Raw genomic sequence first — 15,188 nt, 5'->3', positions numbered from 1 at the left:
ACCTTGTTCACGCCCACGAAACGCTTCTCTCCCGTTCGGTCGCGAACCGGCCGGCCCACCGCCGCGACGCTGGACGAACTCGCGTCCGTTCCGTCCCGGATATCACGTTTGGTCCTCCCGAACGGGTGACATAGGACCACCGATGGCGGTCTCTCGAAGAGTCTCTTACAGCCATAGTTCTGTAATGGTATCCGGGGCCGCCGCCGGTTCACTCGACCTTCGGACGACTCGCGGCAACTATTACAGAGGTAGTGCTGTAATCACCTGCGTCACCGACTGGCTGGGCCAGTCCGATACCGATCGACGCCCAGCCCGGCCCGGATTTCCGTTCGGCGCTTCCGAACAGGGCGGGGCGGTGCGATCGAGGAGCGCAACGACGTCGATCGCCGGTGGGCACCGATGGCACTTCCGGGGTGACAGTCGGATCGGCGGCCGGATCGGCGCCCGTCAGCGACGCCGCACTCGAACCCTGAACGCGGGGACGCCGCTGCCGCTCAGACGTCGATGAGCACTTTCCCGTCGACGCGCTGGGCGGCCCGCTCGATCGCCGCGTCCGCCTCCGAGAGGTCGAACGTCGACGTGACGATCGGGAGGTTGTCGAGGTGGCCCGCCGCCATCAGGCGGATCACGCCGGGGTAGATGCGGTCGCCGGTGTGGCCCTCTGCCCCGTAGAGCTGGGCAGCGTTGCCCTGAAACTTCCGCGTGTCGACCGCTGCCGGTTCGGCGGCGTTGCTGATGTGGACGACGTTCGCCCCCTCCGCGAGCGTGTCCTGGATGGCGGGGTAGGTCGCCCCGACAGCGCCGGCGGTCTCGACGTGGACGTCGACGCCCTCGCCGTCGGTGACCTCGTCGACGACCTCTGCCGGAGACGTCTCGATCGGGTCATAGACGCGTTCGAAGCCGAGGTACTCGGCGATGGCGCGGCGTTCGTCCGACGGCTCGAACGCGAACACCTTCCCCGCTCCGGCGGCGCGGGCGACGTTCATCCCCGTGAGGCCGATGGGGCCGGCGCCGTGGAACGCGTAGTAGTCGCCCGGCCGGATCCCCTCGGCGCGCCCGAACAGGCCGTGGTAGGTGATGGTGCTCGGTTCGACCGTCGCGGCGGCCTTGAGCAGGTCGTCGCGGGAGTCGTATGCCTCCCCGAGCGGCGAGACGTCCCAGAGCAGTTTCTCGGGGACTGCGACGTACTCCGCGAACGCGCCGGGGATCGTGAAGCCGACCTGCTCGAAGTTCTCGCAGTGGCCCTCGGACCCCCTGCGGCACGTGTCGCAGCGCCCGCAGTAGTCGGTCACCTCAGCGGTGACGAGGTCGCCCGGCTCGAACAGGCGGGCGTCGTCGCCGGTCTCGACGACCTCGCCGGAGAACTCGTGGCCCAGCACGTTCGGGAACGACGAGTACGCGGAGTAGTGGACGTAGCCGTCGTCGTCCGTCTCGACCATCGAGACGTCGCTGCCGCAGACGCCGGCGTACTCCACCCGGACCAGGGCCTCGTCGTCGGCCGGTTCGGGGCGGTCGCGCTCTCCCACGCGCAGTTCCGGGTGCTGCCAGACGGCGGAACTGTCCGTCGCACGGCGCTGTTCTCGCTCCGCTTCGCTCGGGTCGTAGTCGTCGCGCGGAGCCCACTCCGCGTCGATGACGAGCGCTTTCATGGGGGATACGTTACCGCACTCGTATTTAGTCGTTGTCGTGGGGCCGCGCGCGTCGCCGGAGCCGTTACAGGTTTCCCCCTCGACGGAGAAGTCCGCGGCGTGTTCGATCAAGAGACCCGGCTCGGCTTCGGCACGTACAGTCTGACCGGCGATGAGGGCAGAGCGACCGTCGAGGCGGCGCTCGACGCCGGCTACCGTCACGTCGACACCGCCCGCCTCTACGGGAACGAGGCGGCGGTCGGCGACGCCATCGACGCGGCGGAGGTCGACCGCGAGGACCTCTTCGTCGCGACCAAGGTCGCCCACTTCGAGGAGCCCGAGAAGACCGAGGAGTACGTCCGCACGGCCGTCGAGGAGAGCTTCGACCGCCTCGGACTGGACCGCATCGACCTGCTGTACCACCACTGGCCGCGGAGCCAGGAGGACATTGAGACGGTACTGCCCGTCCTCGCGGAGTACGCCGACGACGGGGCTGTCGCCAACCTCGGCGTCAGCAACTACACCGTCGCGGACCTCGAACTCGCTCGCGACCTCGTGGACGCCCCGGTCGCCGCCAATCAGGTGGAGATGCATCCCCTGCTTCCGCAGACCGAACTCCGCGACTATCTCGCTGACCGCGAGACGGAACTGGTCGCGTACTCGCCGCTGGCGCAGGGCGAAGTGTTCGAGGTCGACGCGATCACCGAGACCGCCGAGAAGCACGGCGTCTCCGCGGCGGTCGCGAGCCTCGCGTGGCTCCTGGAGAAGGGCGTCGCGCCGATCCCGCGGTCGAGCACCGTCGACCACCTCCGGGACAACCGCCGGGCGCTCGACGTCGACCTCGACGCCGAAGACGTCGAGCGCATCGACGCCGTCGATCGCAGGCATCGCTGCGAGGACCCCGACTGGATGTCCTGGTAGCCGGCCGCGCACTGCCCGGCGACCGTGGCCTCGCCGCAGCCCCAACCTATTTGCTCCCGCCCGGCGCTCGTAGATGTATGGGAGTCGGTTACACGACAATCATGTACGACGGGGAATCGCTGTACGAGGGCGTGAGCGACGTCGGGGCCTGCCGGTACGACGGGATCGAGATCGGCCTCGAAAAGGTCCGCCACGCCGGCGTCGAGAACGTGCGCGAGTGGGTCGACGAGTACGGCCTCGACTGCTACCTCGTGATGGGCGAGTGGATGACCGACGACGCGGCGGTCGACCGGATCGCCGACGGGGCCGAGGTCGCGGCGGACCTCGGCGCGGACTTCCTCGGCCTGCTGCCGCCCCAGCGCGGCCGGCGCGACGACGAGACCGTCGAGTCGTGGTTCGAGCGGATCGCCGACGCGGCGGCCGACGCGGGCGTGACGCCGCTCATTCACCACCACGGCGCGACCCACGTCGAGTCGCCCGGCGAGATCCGCGAGTGGCTGGACCGGACCCCGGACAACGTGCAGTTGGTGTGGGACACCGCACACTACTACCCGTACGGCGAGCACTACCCCGAGGGCGACGTCACCGACGGGATCGAGGCGTTCGCCGACGACATCGCTTACGTCCACCTCAAGGACGTCGCGCCGCCCACGGAGTTCGCCGAGCACCGCGACAGCCTCACCGACGGGGACTTCCACCTCGACAACGTGATCAACTACTTCCGCTCGTTCACCGACCTCGGCGACGGGGTGATCGATTTCGCCGCGGTACGGAACGCGCTCGACGACGCCGGGTACGACGGCCACTACACCGTCGAGATAGAGAACCGGACGGAGAAGCCGCTGGTCCACGCGAAGGAGAACCTGGACTACTGGCGGAGCCTGTAGCTAACGAGTTCGCTTTCGAAACGCCGAGTCGGGGCCGGGAGCCAGGTGGCCGACTCGGTCGCACTCGCGGCGAAAAAAGGGGTCGTCAGCCGCTGTACCAGCGCTCGATCGTGATCGTCTTCTCCGTGTAGAAGCTGACCGCGTCCTCGCCCTGGGCGTGGAGGTCGCCGAAGAAGGACTCCTTCCGGCCGCCGAAGTGGAAAAAGCCCATCGGCGCGCAGACGCCGACGTTGACGCCGATGTTGCCGGCCTCGACCTCGCGCTTGTACTTGCGCGCCGCCGCGCCGCGCTCCGTGTAGATGCTGGAGGCGTTGCCGTAGCGCGTGCCGTTGACCATCTCGATGGCCTCGTCGACGTCGTCGGCCGCGGCCAGACAGAGGACGGGGCCGAAGATCTCCTCCTGCGCGATCGCCATGTCGGTCGTGACGCCCTCCAACAGCGTCGGGCCGAGGAAGTTCCCGTCGAGGTCGGGGTGCTCGTAGTCGCGGCCGTCGATGACCAGTTCCGCGCCCTCGTCGAGTGCGTCCTCGATCATGCCGAGGATGCGCTGGCGGGAGTCCTCAGTGATGACCGGCCCGACGTCGGTGTCCTCGTCCAGGCCGTTCCCCACGGTGAGGTCCTCCGTCGCCGCGACGAGGTCGTCCCTGAGGTCGTCGTACGCGTCGCCGACGCCCACGACCACGTCGTTCGCGAGGCAGCGCTGGCCGGCGTTGCCGTAGACGGACCCGACGACGTTCGGCACCGCGTCGTCAAGGACGGCTGTGTCGTCGACGACGGCGTAGTTCTTCGCGCCGCCCTGCGCCTGCACGCGCTTGCCGTGTTCGGCGGCCGTCTCGTAGACGTGCTTGGCGACGGGCGAACTGCCGACGAAGGAGACGCCCTCGACGTCCGGGTGTTCGAGGATCGCGTTGACGGACTCCTTGCCGCCGTTGACCAGATTGACGACGCCGTCGGGGAACCCGACCGCGTCGACCGCCTCGAAGATGATCTGTGAGGAGAGCGGCACCTTCTCGCTCGGCTTCAGCACGAAGGTGTTGCCCGTCGCGACCGCGTACGGCAGGAACCACAGCGGGATCATCGCCGGGAAGTTGAACGGCGTGACCGCCGCGAACACGCCGAGCGGCTGGCGGACCGCGGACTCGTCCATGCCGACGGCCACGTCCTCGACGGTGCCGCTTCCCTCGCGGAGCATGTTGGGGATGCCCGCCGCCACCTCGACGTTCTCGATGCCGCGCCGGATCTCGCCTCTCGCCTCCGCGAGGTTCTTGCCGTGTTCCCGGACGAGCGCCTCGGCGAGGTCGTCGATCCTGTCCTCCAGTTCCGCCTTCAGGTCGAAGAGGTACTGCACCCGCTCGACCGGCGGCGTGTCCCGCCACTCGTCGAACGCGTCGTTCGCCGTCGATACCACGCTGTCAACGTCCTCGGCGGACGAGAGCGGCACCGTCGCCAGCTCCTCCCCCGTCGCCGGGTTGATCACTGGATCACTGTCGCTCGCGCCTGCTGGGGTCCACTCGCCGCCGACGTAGTTCTCGACGGGAGTCGGTACTGCAGTCTGCTCTGACTGCTCTTGCTTGCTTGCCATACCTGCATGTACTCCTGACGCAAATCCACATAGAAGTTACGGTCACTGAGACCCCGTAGCCGGCCCGACGCGTACCATACCCGTTCGGAAGGGCCGAACGCGAACAGGGACAGATGCCGTGCGACGGGGACGGACGCTCGTGGCTCCGACGAGCGACGGCTCGGCGGTCCACGGAGCGACCCGTCGCTGGCACTGACCGGCGGGAACGGTCGTTCGGCGCTCCCAAACACTTTTGTGGGAACGCATCACACGACTTCGTATGCTCAACAGCGACGACGCGCGAACGGTACAGTCCGTGCAGACCGCCCTCGACATCGTCGACTTCCTGGCGGCGAACAGCGGCGCGCGCGTGACGGAACTCGCGGACGAACTCGACCGGTCCAAGGGGACGATTCACAGCCACCTCGCGACCCTGCACGAGAACGAGTACGTGATCAAGGACGGCGACGAGTACCGGCTCAGCCTGCGGTACCTCCACCTCGGCGAGACCGTGAAGGACCGCCTCGGCATCTTCGAGACGGTCAAGGACGAACTCGACGACCTGGCCGCCGAGACCGGCGAACTGGCCCAGTTCGCGACCATCGAGCACGGGCGCGCGGTGTACCTGTACAAGACCGGCGGGCCGAAAGCCGTCCAGACCGCCTCCACCGTCGGCAAGCGGGAGTACCTCCACTGCATCTCGCTCGGGAAGGCGATGCTCGCTCACCTCCCGCGCGAGCGGGTCGACGAGATCGTCGACCGGCACGGCCTCCCGGGGTACACGGACCGGACCATCACCGCACGAGAGGAACTGTACGAGGCGCTCGACCGCGTCCGGGATCGCGGCTACGCGGTCGACAACGAGGAGAAGATCGAGGGGCTCCGCTGCGTCGCCGCGCCCGTCAAGTCGACCGGCAGCGGGGCGCTGGGCGCGGTGAGCATCTCCGGCCCCTCCAGCCGGATGGTCGGCGAGCGCTTCGAGGAGGAACTCCCGAGCAAGGTGATGCGGTCGGCCAACGTCATCGAGATCAACACGAAGTTCTCGTGAGAGGGTGTTCGGGCCTGCCGAACGCTCGTCGCCCGGCCGTTCGCGACGGTCGCCGCAGTTCTCCCTCGTCTCCTCCCGAACGACAGCTCTGCCGTCATCGTCCCAGCCTCGATGCGCTCGGCACTCGTTCGCGCTGAATAACAAACGTACGTCTGTTACCCTCAACACGGGAGTTTCGCGGCCGGGAGACCGACTCGGCTGCGGCCGAACGGATAACTGGTAACCCGTACGGCTCTCCGCTGTACTCCAGCTACCACTGAGAGAAATATCCTTACTTTGTTACCAAATACACCGGTTATCGGATTAACAATGTATTATCTACGTGCTGGTAGGAACGGGTCAACAGGTCTAAGCGGGCGAGCGTCCGATCCGGTGGTATGGCGCAGGACGACCGCCCGCAAAGCAAGGTCGCCCGGCTGATCGAGAAGTACGACCTCGGTTCGGAGGTGGGCGACCGGCTGGAAGCGGACTGGACGGGGACCGACGGAGACCGGATGAGCCTCCGCGACCTCGCGGACAGGTTCAACCGTCGGATCCTGGCGGCGGCGATGCGCGACGCCGACCGACCGGTGATCGACGGCGAAGCGGCGAACGCGTACCGCCTGCTCACCGACGACGTCAGCGGTGCGCGCCGGACCGAAGCCCGTCAGCGCCTCGAACGGGCGGGCGTCGACGTCGAAGCGGTGGAACGGGACTTCGTCACGTATCAGGCCGTGCGCTCCTACCTCACCGAGTACCGCGACGCCGAGTACGAGGGGACGAGCGACGAACAGCGTCGGGAGAACCTCGCGGAGACCGTCGGACGGTTGCGTTCGCGAACGACGTCGGTGATCGAGAGCAATCTGGAGCGGCTCCGGGACGCAGGCGGGTTCTCCCTCGGGGAGTTCCGCCTGCTCGTCTCGATCACCGTCCTCTGTGAGGACTGCGACGAGCAGTACGGCGTTGCGGAGCTCCTCGAACGAGGAGGATGCGACTGTACCGAATGATAAGTATAATATTTTATTAAATCACTAATTTCTGATATTCGATGTAAACTTACAGAAGAAGATCATTCCGTGGGACCCGCCCCCTTCGAACGATCGCGGGAACCTCGCGGAGGTCCGTCACGCGGTAGTCGACGGCCTCGCCGTCGTCGGCGCCGTAGGCGATAGCGCTCATCCCGACCGCCGCGGCGCCCTCCGCGTCGTGCCGGTAGCGGTCGCCGATCATCAGCGAGCGCTCGGCCGGGACGCCCGCGGCGCCGAGCGCCGACTCGAACATCGCGGGGTCGGGTTTCGTGCGTCCGACCTCCTCCGAGGTCGTGACCGAGTCGAAGTACTCGCGCACGTCGAAGGCGCCGAGGATGTGGCGGCCCTCCGCGGTATCGACGTCGCTGATAACGCCGACGTGGACGTCCATCTCGGCGAGTTCGGCCAGCGCCTCGCGCGCGCCGGGGTTCGGTTCGAGCGTCTCGCCCGTCACCTCGCGGAAGCGGGGGAGCCACTCGTCCTCGGGCACCGCCTCGCCGACGATCGCATCGATGGCCTTCGCGTACCCGTCGCGGGCGGACCGGAACTCGGTGCCGTCCCGTTCCCGGAAGTGCTCGCCGACGGCCGTCCGCCACGCGTCGACCGCCTCGTCGACCGGAACGTCGAGGTCGTACTCGTCGACCAGGTACTCGACGTACCGCCGGTGGCCCCGTTTCACCGAGTCGACGTCGAGGATGACGCCGCCGATGTCCCAGAACACGGCGTCCCACTGCGGGACCGCGCTCCCGGCCGGGTCCGCCCCCGCGTCGTCCGCGGTCGCCGCGTCGCTCGCCGTCTCTCGCGTTCCGTCCGCTTCGCCGGTGTCGTCTCCCGTCATTCGTCTCCGTGCTGGTGCCCGACGCTTATAACTGTGGCCGGCTCTCCGCGGGGGGAGACGAGCCGAGGCTCGACCGGCGGGCGCGCCCGACGGGGCGTTAACTATTTTCACGGTGGGCGTCTCACGGTGTCACATGACAGACGGGTACACCGGGGCCGACCTGTTCGCCGACGCGCTGGAGCGGTACGGCGTCGAGCACGTGTTCGGCAACCCGGGAACGACGGAACTGCCGCTGCTGGACGCCATCGGCGACAGCGACCTGGAGTACGTGCTCGGACTGCACGAGGACGTCGCGGTCGGGATGGCGTCGGGGTACGCGAGTACGCGGCGTTACCACTCGCATCACGATCCGAACGTGAACCCGGTCGGCGTCGCGAACCTCCACATCGCGCCGGGCGTCGCCCACGGCCTCGGCAACCTCTACGCCGCGAGCGTCGCGGGGACGCCGCTGGTCGTGACGGCGGGCAACCACAGCACCGACTTCCGGCACGAGGAGCCGATCCTCTCCGGCGACCTGGTTGACCTGACCGACCAGTTCACCAAGTGGAGCGCCGAGGTGTTAGACGTCGAGGCGCTCCCGACGATGCTCCGGCGGGCGTTCCGCGTCGCGCTCACGCCGCCGACGGGGCCGGTGTTTCTCGCCCTCCCGCTGGACGTGACGATGGCCGAGACCGACGCCGAACCGGAGCGCCTCGGGCCGATCCCGAACGCCGGCCGCGGCGATCCGGCGCAGATCGACCGCGCGGCGGACCTGCTGGCGGAGGCCGACAGCCCCGCGATGGTCGTCGGCGACCACGTCGCGCGGTCGGGGACCGACGCCGTCGACGCCGCGGTCGACCTCGCCGAGGCGGCCGGCCTGCGCGTCTACGGCGAGATACTCGCCTGCGAGGTGGACTTCCCGACGGAGCACGACCAGTGGATCACGTTCGTGCCGCCGAACGAGGGGCTCGCGTCGATGCTGATGGACACCGACACGCTGGTCTTCGTCGGCTGTTCGACGAACACGACGCTCACCGCCCACGACGGGCCGCTGGTCGGGTCGGACACGACGTGTATCCACGTGAGCGACGACGCGTGGCAGGTCGGGAAGAACCAGCCGGCCGACGCCGCCGTCGTCGGCGACCCGGGCCTCGTGATGGCGGACCTGGCAGAGCGCGTGGCGGACAGGCTGGACGACGCGACTCGCGAGGAGCGCGTCGAGGCGGTCCGCGCGACGAAGGAGTCGCTCGCGGGGACGATCCGGTCGATGGGCGAGGACGACGCGCCCGACGACCCGCGGGCGTCGAAGGCCGAACTCGTGGACGAGCTCCGCTCCGTCGCCGAGGACGCGTACATCGTCGACGAGGGCGTCACGGCGAAGTACTCGATGCTCACCCGCTGGCCGTTCGAGGCGGAGGGGATGATCTCGAACAAGGGCGGCGGGCTGGGTTACGGCCTCCCGGCGGCGGTCGGCGCGGCCATCGCCGAGGAGATGCGGCCCGACCCCCGCGACGTAGCCGGGTTCGTCGGCGACGGGTCGTACCTCTACTACCCGCAGACGCTCTACTCGGCGGCGCGCCACGGCGTCGACCTGACCGTCGTGGTCCCGGACAACCGCAACTACCGCATCCTGAAGGACAACACGCTCGACCTGCTCGGCGGCGAGGAGGCGGACCACGACTTCGTCGGGATGGACTTCGACCCGCCGGTCGACCTCGTGAAAAACGCCGAGAGCCACGGCGCGGCGGCCGAACTCGTCGAGGACCCCGACCGGATCGCGCCCGCAGTCGAGTCGGCACTCGCGACGGACGGCCCGTCGGTAGTCGACGTGCTCGTCCACGACTGAGCGGGCGAGTCGGGGGCTCTACTCCGACGGCTCGCGACGCACTCGCTCGCCCTCGGCGGTCTCCGGGAAGATCTTGCCCGGGTTCAGCGTGTCCTTCGGATCGAGCGATCGCTTGACCGCGCGCATCGCCTCGACCGCTCCCTCGCCGCGCTCGGCTTCGAGGTACTCCCGTTTCCCCTGCCCGATGCCGTGCTCGCCGGTCGCGGTGCCGCCGAGATCGATCGCCTCCCGGACGACACGCTCGTAGATCGCCTCGCCCGCGGCCACCTCCTCGGGGTCGTCGCGGTCGACCAGCACCGTGTAGTGGAGGTTGCCGTCGCCCGCGTGGCCGAAACAGGGCGCGAGCAGCCCTTCCTCGTCGGCGAGCTCTTTCACCCGGCGGACGATCTCGCCGTACCGCGAGATGGGGACGGTGACGTCGCCGGGGTGGATCGACGACCGGTCGGGGTCGTACGCCTCGACGGCCGGCGCGAGCTCCTTGCGCGCCCGCCAGAGGTCGTCCATGCGCTCCTCGTCGGCCAGCTCGAACGACTCGACGCCGTGGGCCTCGAACACCGACCGGCAGAACTCGATCTCCCGGTCGACCCCGTGGTCGGCGTGGAACTCCAGGAAGACCATCGGCGCGTCGGGGAGGCCGGCGTCGAGGTAGTCGTTGGCGATGCGAGCCGAGAGGGGGTCGAGCAGTTCGATCGCGGCCACGTCGACGCCGGACTGCACCGCGTCGGCCACCGCCGCGGCGGCGTCGTCGAGCGTCCCGAACACCGCGCGCCCGCCGCGCTTCTGGTCGGGAAGTCCGGCGAGTTCCAGCGTCGCCTCGGTGACGACGGCCAGCGTCCCCTCGCTCCCGACCAGCAGGTCGGTCAGGTTGTAGCCGGCGGACGTCTTCGCGGCGTCGCTCCCCGTCGTGACGACGGTGCCGTCGGCGAGCACCGCTTCGAGGCCGAGCACCCAGTCGCCCACCTCGCCGTACTTCACGGTCTGCATCCCGCTCGCGTCGTTGGCGATCATGCCGCCGACGGTCGAGATGTCGCCGGAGGAGGGAAGCGGCGGGAAGAACAGGCCGTCGTCCGCGACGTGGTCGTTGACCGCGCTCCCGAGCAGTCCCGGCTGTACGTCGATCTGGAAGTCCTCGGGACGGTAGTCGACGACCGCGTCCATCCGCGTCAGGTCCATGCTGATCCCACGGTGGGCGGGAACGGCGTTGCCCTCCAGACTCGTGCCGGCGGCGTACGGCGTGACAGGGACGCCGTGCTCGTTCGCCGCCGCGAGCACGTTCGACACGTCCTCGGTCGACTCCGGCCAGACGACGGCGTCGGGGACGACGCCCTCGCCGCGCTGTTCGGCGCCCCAGTCGGCGGCGTGCGTTTCCCGGTTCGACCGCGCGAACGACACCTGCTCCTCCGGAAGGGTGTCGCGGAGGAACGAGCAGTCCCGTGCCATACGGTAACAGACATCTCCTCCGACATAAGCGTACTCCACCGACCAGGAGTTGGGAACCGGAATAGTCAGAATACGCATATCGGTGACGGCACGACGAAACTGTTAGCAACCGCCTCCGCGTTGACGGCAATACGGCTGTAAACTCCGAACCACGACCGACGAGTTTATCATACGCCGCGAACCGCGAAACGAACCGCCGCGGCGTGACGCGCTACCGGCCGAAATTATTTTACGCTCCGCGAAGACCTCTCGGATAGAACCATGACAAACCTTGTCACGAACGTCGCTGAAACGGCGGAATCGCACGCCGACGACGCGGCGATCCGGTACGACGGGACCGAGGTGAGCTACGAGGCGTTCTGGGCGCGGACCGGCCAGTTCGCAGCCGCCCTGCGGGAGCGCGGCGTCGAGGAGGGCGACCGGGTGGCGGTCTACCTGCCGAACCTCCCGCAGTTCCTGACGGCGTTCCACGGGACGCTCCGGGCCGGCGGCGTCGTCGTGCCGATGAATCCGCAGTACAAGGCCAGGGAGATAGAGCACCTGCTCGGCGACAGCGAGGCGTCGGTCGTCGTCGCGCTCGCGGACCTCGTCCCCTTCGTCGAGGAAGTCCGCGACGACACCGCGGTCAAGCACGTCGTCTCCGTGGGCGGCGACGCCGGCGGCGCGACGCCGTTTGAGGCGTTCCTCGCCGACGAGCGGCTCGATACGGTCGACCGCGCCGACGACGACGTGGCAGTCCAGCCCTACACAAGCGGAACGACCGGTCAGCCGAAGGGCGTCCAGCTGACCCACGAGAACCTCGCGTCGAACGCCACCTCCGCAGCCGAGCTCGTGCCCGACGGCATCCGGTCGGACGACAGGCAACTCGGCGTCCTCCCGCTGTTTCACATCTACGGGATGACCGTCGTGATGAACACCTCGCTGTTCCACGGGGCGACCTTCTACCCGCTCCCGGAGTGGGACGCCCAGCAGGCCGTCTCGGTCATCGAGGAAGAGGGGATCACGATGTTCCACGGCGTGCCGGCGATGTACAACGACGTCATCAACCAGCCGGACGCCGAGTCGTTCGACCTCTCGTCGCTGCGGCTCTGCGGCGTCGGCGGCGCCGGCATCCCCCGCGAGGTGCTCCGGCGGTTCGAGGAGCTGTACGACGCGGAGATCTACGAGGGGTACGGCCTCACCGAGACCAGCCCGACGACGCACTTCAACAGCCCCGTCGGCGGCCGCCGCGTCGGTAGCATCGGCAAGACCGTCCCCGGCGTGGAGTCGATGGTGGTCGACGAGAACTTCGAGGAGGTCCCACCGGTCGAGGAAGGACCGGTCGACGAGGACGAGGTCGACCTCACCGAGATCACCGGCGAGATCGTCGTCAGCGGGCCGAACGTGATGAAGGGGTACTACGGCCTGCCCGACGCGAACGAGGAAGCGTTCACCGAGCGCGACGGCAAGCGCTGGTTCCACACCGGCGACATCGGGTACCGCGACGAGGACGGGTTCTTCTACGTCGTCGACCGCGAGAAGCACATGATCGTCACCGGCGGGTACAACGTGTACCCGAGGGAAGTCGAGGAGTTGCTGTTCGAGCACGACGCCGTCGCGGAGGCGGCCGTCGTGGGGATCCCGGACGAGCGCCGGGGCGAGACGGTGAAGGCGTTCGTGGTCAGGACGCCGGACGCGGACGTGACCGAGGACGACATCAAGCAGTACTGCCTGAACAACCTCGCTGAGTACAAGCACCCCCGTGAGGTCGAGTTCGTCGACGAACTCCCCCGGACGACCACCGGCAAGGTCCAGAAGTTCAAGCTCGAGGAGCGGGAGAAGGAGGGAGTCGAGGCGGACGATTGATCGGGAACGAGCGCCTGTAGGGGGCTCGTTCCTGCGATTTCCGCCGAGTAGTGGCGGACGATTGACCGGGAACGAGCGCCCGTCGGCCCTCGTTCCTGCGATCTCTCGCTCGCGGACTTTCTCTCACGCCGCGGAAGCGTTGACCCCAACGAATAATCCTTTACCCTGGCGTCACGAGGTAGCACACGACACATGAGTTTCCAGCTGACGGACGAACAAGAGGCGATCAAGAAGGCCGTCCGCGAGTTCGCGGAGGAGGAGATACAACCGGTCGCGCGGGAGCACGACGAGGAGAAGAAATACCCCGAGGAGATCCGGCGCAAGGCCGCGGAGTACGACTTCGTCGCGCCGAACATCCCGCTTGAGTACGGCGGCGCGGGGATGAGCCTGCAGGAGTCCATCCTCGTCACCGAGGAGCTGTGGCGCGCGGACCCCGGCATCGGGAGCGCGGTCGGGTCGGCCGGCTTCGGGACGGACATGATCGTCAAGTACGGCGACGAGTGGATGAAAGAGGAGTACCTGCCGCCCATCGCGAACGGCGACGCCGCCTCCTGTTCGATGATCTCCGAGCCCGCACACGGGTCGAACGTCGCGGGCATCGAGACGCGCGCCGAGAAGGACGGCGACGAGTACGTGATCGACGGCAACAAGATGTGGATCACGAACGGCACCGTCGCCGACGTGGGCGTCGCGATGACCAAGACCGACCCCGGCGAGGGCCACCGCGGGATCACCGCCTTTCTCGTGCCGATGGACGCCGACGGCGTGAAGACCGAGAAGATCGACAACAAGCTGGGCATCCGCGCTTCGGACCTCGCCGAGGTCGTGCTGGACGGCGTGCGCGTCCCCGAGGAGAACGTCATCGGCGAGGTGAACAAGGGGTTCTACCAGCTGATGGACTTCTTCGCCTCCGGGCGGACGAGCGTCGCGGCGCAGGCCGTCGGCGCGGCGCAAGGGGCGTTCGACGCCGCGCTTGACTACGCCGGCGAGCGCGAGCAGTTCGGCCAGAAGATCGGCGAGTTCCAGGCCATCCAGCACAAGCTCGCGGAGATGGCTACCGACATCGAGGCCGCGCGCTCGCTGACCTACCGCGCCGCCGCGAACGTGGAGGACGGCGACGACGACGTGGCGGCCAAGTACGCCAGCATGGCGAAGCTGTTCGCCAGCGAGCACGCCGTCGACGTGGCGGACGAGGCGATTCAGGTCCACGGCGGCGCGGGCTACGTCACTGACCACCCGGTCGAGCGCTACTACCGCGACGCCCGCATCACCAAGATCTACGAAGGCACCAGCGAGATCCAGAAGAACATCATCGCCGACAAGCTGCTATGAGCGACGCGCCGACGACCCACGACGAGTGGACAGCGGCGCAGGACGAGACGACGGTGACCGTCGACGGGAAGGAACTGATCGTCGCGTACTACGAGGCGGGCGAGGAGAACGACGGCCCGCCGGTCGTCTTCGTCCACGGCATCCCCTCGTGGTCGTTCCTCTGGCGGGACGTCGCGCCGGCGCTGGCCGAGGACCGGCACGTGATCGCGCCGGACCTCCTCGGCTACGGCAACTCGGACATGCGCGACGAGTTCGACCGCTCGATCCGCGCCCAGGAGTCGATGCTCGACGGCCTGCTCGACGAACTGGGCCACGAGGCGGTCGACCTCGTCAGCCACGACATCGGCGCGGGCGCGGCGCTTCGGTACGCCGCCCACGACCCCGACGCCGTCGAGCGTCTGGTCGTCTCGAACGGCGTCTGCTACGACTCGTGGCCGGTCGAGTTCATCTCGAACCTCGGCCTGCCGGAGACCGCGGACGCGCCGGCCGACGAGGTGCTCGGGCAGGTCCGCGGCGCGTTCGCCCAGGGCGTCTACGCCGACGAGGCCGACGAGGCGTTCGTCGAGGGGATGGTCGCCCCGTGGCGGCGCGAGGGCGGCCAGACGTCGCTGTCCCGGAACGCCGTTTCGACGAACACCAACCACACGACGGAGATAGAGTACGACGCGATATCGGCGGACCTGCTCTGTCTGTGGGGCGCGGACGACACGTTCCAGCCGCTTTCCTACGGCGAGCGCCTCGCCGAGGACGTTGGCGGCGAGGTCGTCGAACTTGACCGGGCGTACCACTGGGTCGTCGAGGACCGCCCCGACGCCTACGTCGACGAGCTACGCTCGTTCCTGGTCGAGTGAGGCGC

At 68.4% G+C, this 15,188-nt stretch carries 12 protein-coding genes; 8 read left to right on the top strand and 4 right to left on the bottom strand.

The genetic code is table 11. The features are described 5' to 3' along the window. Positions 1 to 494: 494 nt before the first annotated feature. Positions 495 to 1,649, bottom strand: a complete 1,155-nt coding sequence (gene iolM, locus D8670_RS10685; RefSeq protein ID WP_121818093.1) for a scyllo-inosose 3-dehydrogenase — start codon at positions 1,647 to 1,649, stop codon at positions 495 to 497. Positions 1,650 to 1,748: 99 nt separating this feature from the next. Here iolM and D8670_RS10680 point away from each other — a divergent pair, with 99 nt between their 5' ends. Both D8670_RS10680 and D8670_RS10675 read left to right on the top strand, forming a co-directional pair. Next, entirely contained in the window at positions 1,749 to 2,549 is an 801-nt protein-coding gene (locus tag D8670_RS10680) for an aldo/keto reductase (protein ID WP_121818092.1), read from the top strand. A gap of 77 nt (positions 2,550 to 2,626) precedes the next feature. Further along, positions 2,627 to 3,436: a sugar phosphate isomerase/epimerase family protein gene (locus tag D8670_RS10675; protein WP_121818091.1), complete on the top strand. Its 810-nt coding sequence runs from the start codon at positions 2,627 to 2,629 to the stop codon at positions 3,434 to 3,436. 85 nt (positions 3,437 to 3,521) lie between these two features. Here D8670_RS10675 and D8670_RS10670 read toward each other — a convergent pair whose 3' ends face one another. Beyond that, positions 3,522 to 5,018, bottom strand: coding sequence for a CoA-acylating methylmalonate-semialdehyde dehydrogenase (locus tag D8670_RS10670; RefSeq protein ID WP_121818090.1), 1,497 nt, complete (start codon positions 5,016 to 5,018; stop codon positions 3,522 to 3,524). A gap of 259 nt (positions 5,019 to 5,277) precedes the next feature. On the opposite strand from D8670_RS10670, the gene D8670_RS10665 reads away from it, so the two are divergent. Together D8670_RS10665 and rdfA are read left to right on the top strand one after the other, a co-directional pair. Further along, a complete protein-coding gene (locus D8670_RS10665; RefSeq protein ID WP_121818089.1) occupies positions 5,278 to 6,045 on the top strand; it encodes an IclR family transcriptional regulator in 768 nt (255 codons plus the stop codon). 377 nt (positions 6,046 to 6,422) lie between these two features. Then, positions 6,423 to 7,031: a rod-determining factor RdfA gene (gene rdfA / locus D8670_RS10660; protein WP_121818088.1), complete on the top strand. Its 609-nt coding sequence runs from the start codon at positions 6,423 to 6,425 to the stop codon at positions 7,029 to 7,031. 49 nt (positions 7,032 to 7,080) lie between these two features. Here the strand turns inward: rdfA and D8670_RS10655 are convergent, their stop codons facing one another. After that, positions 7,081 to 7,890, bottom strand: a complete 810-nt coding sequence (locus D8670_RS10655) for an HAD family hydrolase (RefSeq protein ID WP_121818087.1) — start codon at positions 7,888 to 7,890, stop codon at positions 7,081 to 7,083. 133 nt (positions 7,891 to 8,023) lie between these two features. Here D8670_RS10655 and D8670_RS10650 point away from each other — a divergent pair, with 133 nt between their 5' ends. Then, positions 8,024 to 9,715, top strand: a complete 1,692-nt coding sequence (locus tag D8670_RS10650; RefSeq protein WP_121818086.1) for a thiamine pyrophosphate-binding protein — start codon at positions 8,024 to 8,026, stop codon at positions 9,713 to 9,715. Between the two features lie 18 nt (positions 9,716 to 9,733). Here D8670_RS10650 and D8670_RS10645 read toward each other — a convergent pair whose 3' ends face one another. Further along, positions 9,734 to 11,155, bottom strand: a complete 1,422-nt coding sequence (locus tag D8670_RS10645) for an FAD-binding oxidoreductase (RefSeq protein ID WP_121818085.1) — start codon at positions 11,153 to 11,155, stop codon at positions 9,734 to 9,736. 261 nt (positions 11,156 to 11,416) lie between these two features. Between D8670_RS10645 and D8670_RS10640 the strand changes: the two genes are divergently transcribed. From D8670_RS10640 to D8670_RS10630, 3 genes are all read left to right on the top strand, one after another. After that, positions 11,417 to 13,000, top strand: a complete 1,584-nt coding sequence (locus D8670_RS10640; protein ID WP_121818084.1) for a long-chain-fatty-acid--CoA ligase — start codon at positions 11,417 to 11,419, stop codon at positions 12,998 to 13,000. Between the two features lie 192 nt (positions 13,001 to 13,192). Continuing rightward, entirely contained in the window at positions 13,193 to 14,332 is a 1,140-nt protein-coding gene (locus tag D8670_RS10635; RefSeq protein ID WP_121818083.1) for an acyl-CoA dehydrogenase family protein, read from the top strand. Then, positions 14,329 to 15,183, top strand: a complete 855-nt coding sequence (locus tag D8670_RS10630; RefSeq protein ID WP_121818082.1) for an alpha/beta fold hydrolase — start codon at positions 14,329 to 14,331, stop codon at positions 15,181 to 15,183. The genes D8670_RS10635 and D8670_RS10630 overlap by 4 nt, the downstream gene beginning before the upstream one ends. Positions 15,184 to 15,188: the final 5 nt, after the last annotated feature.

The sequence above is a fragment of the Halostella limicola genome (assembly GCF_003675875.1).
Lineage (GTDB): Archaea > Halobacteriota > Halobacteria > Halobacteriales > Natronoarchaeaceae > Halostella > Halostella limicola.
This window is presented reverse-complemented; position numbering and strand designations above follow the sequence as displayed.

What these genes read in the sequence shown, in the direction of transcription:
- iolM (WP_121818093.1), bottom strand. Translation starts at nt 1,649, where the DNA reads ATGAAAGCGCTCGTCATCGACGCGGAGTGGGCTCCGCGCGACGACTAC.
- D8670_RS10675 (WP_121818091.1), top strand. Translation starts at nt 2,627, where the DNA reads ATGGGAGTCGGTTACACGACAATCATGTACGACGGGGAATCGCTGTAC.
- D8670_RS10670 (WP_121818090.1), bottom strand. Translation starts at nt 5,018, where the DNA reads ATGGCAAGCAAGCAAGAGCAGTCAGAGCAGACTGCAGTACCGACTCCC.
- D8670_RS10665 (WP_121818089.1), top strand. Translation starts at nt 5,278, where the DNA reads ATGCTCAACAGCGACGACGCGCGAACGGTACAGTCCGTGCAGACCGCC.
- rdfA (WP_121818088.1), top strand. Translation starts at nt 6,423, where the DNA reads ATGGCGCAGGACGACCGCCCGCAAAGCAAGGTCGCCCGGCTGATCGAG.
- D8670_RS10655 (WP_121818087.1), bottom strand. Translation starts at nt 7,890, where the DNA reads ATGACGGGAGACGACACCGGCGAAGCGGACGGAACGCGAGAGACGGCG.
- D8670_RS10650 (WP_121818086.1), top strand. Translation starts at nt 8,024, where the DNA reads ATGACAGACGGGTACACCGGGGCCGACCTGTTCGCCGACGCGCTGGAG.
- D8670_RS10645 (WP_121818085.1), bottom strand. Translation starts at nt 11,155, where the DNA reads ATGGCACGGGACTGCTCGTTCCTCCGCGACACCCTTCCGGAGGAGCAG.
- D8670_RS10640 (WP_121818084.1), top strand. Translation starts at nt 11,417, where the DNA reads ATGACAAACCTTGTCACGAACGTCGCTGAAACGGCGGAATCGCACGCC.
- D8670_RS10635 (WP_121818083.1), top strand. Translation starts at nt 13,193, where the DNA reads ATGAGTTTCCAGCTGACGGACGAACAAGAGGCGATCAAGAAGGCCGTC.
- D8670_RS10630 (WP_121818082.1), top strand. Translation starts at nt 14,329, where the DNA reads ATGAGCGACGCGCCGACGACCCACGACGAGTGGACAGCGGCGCAGGAC.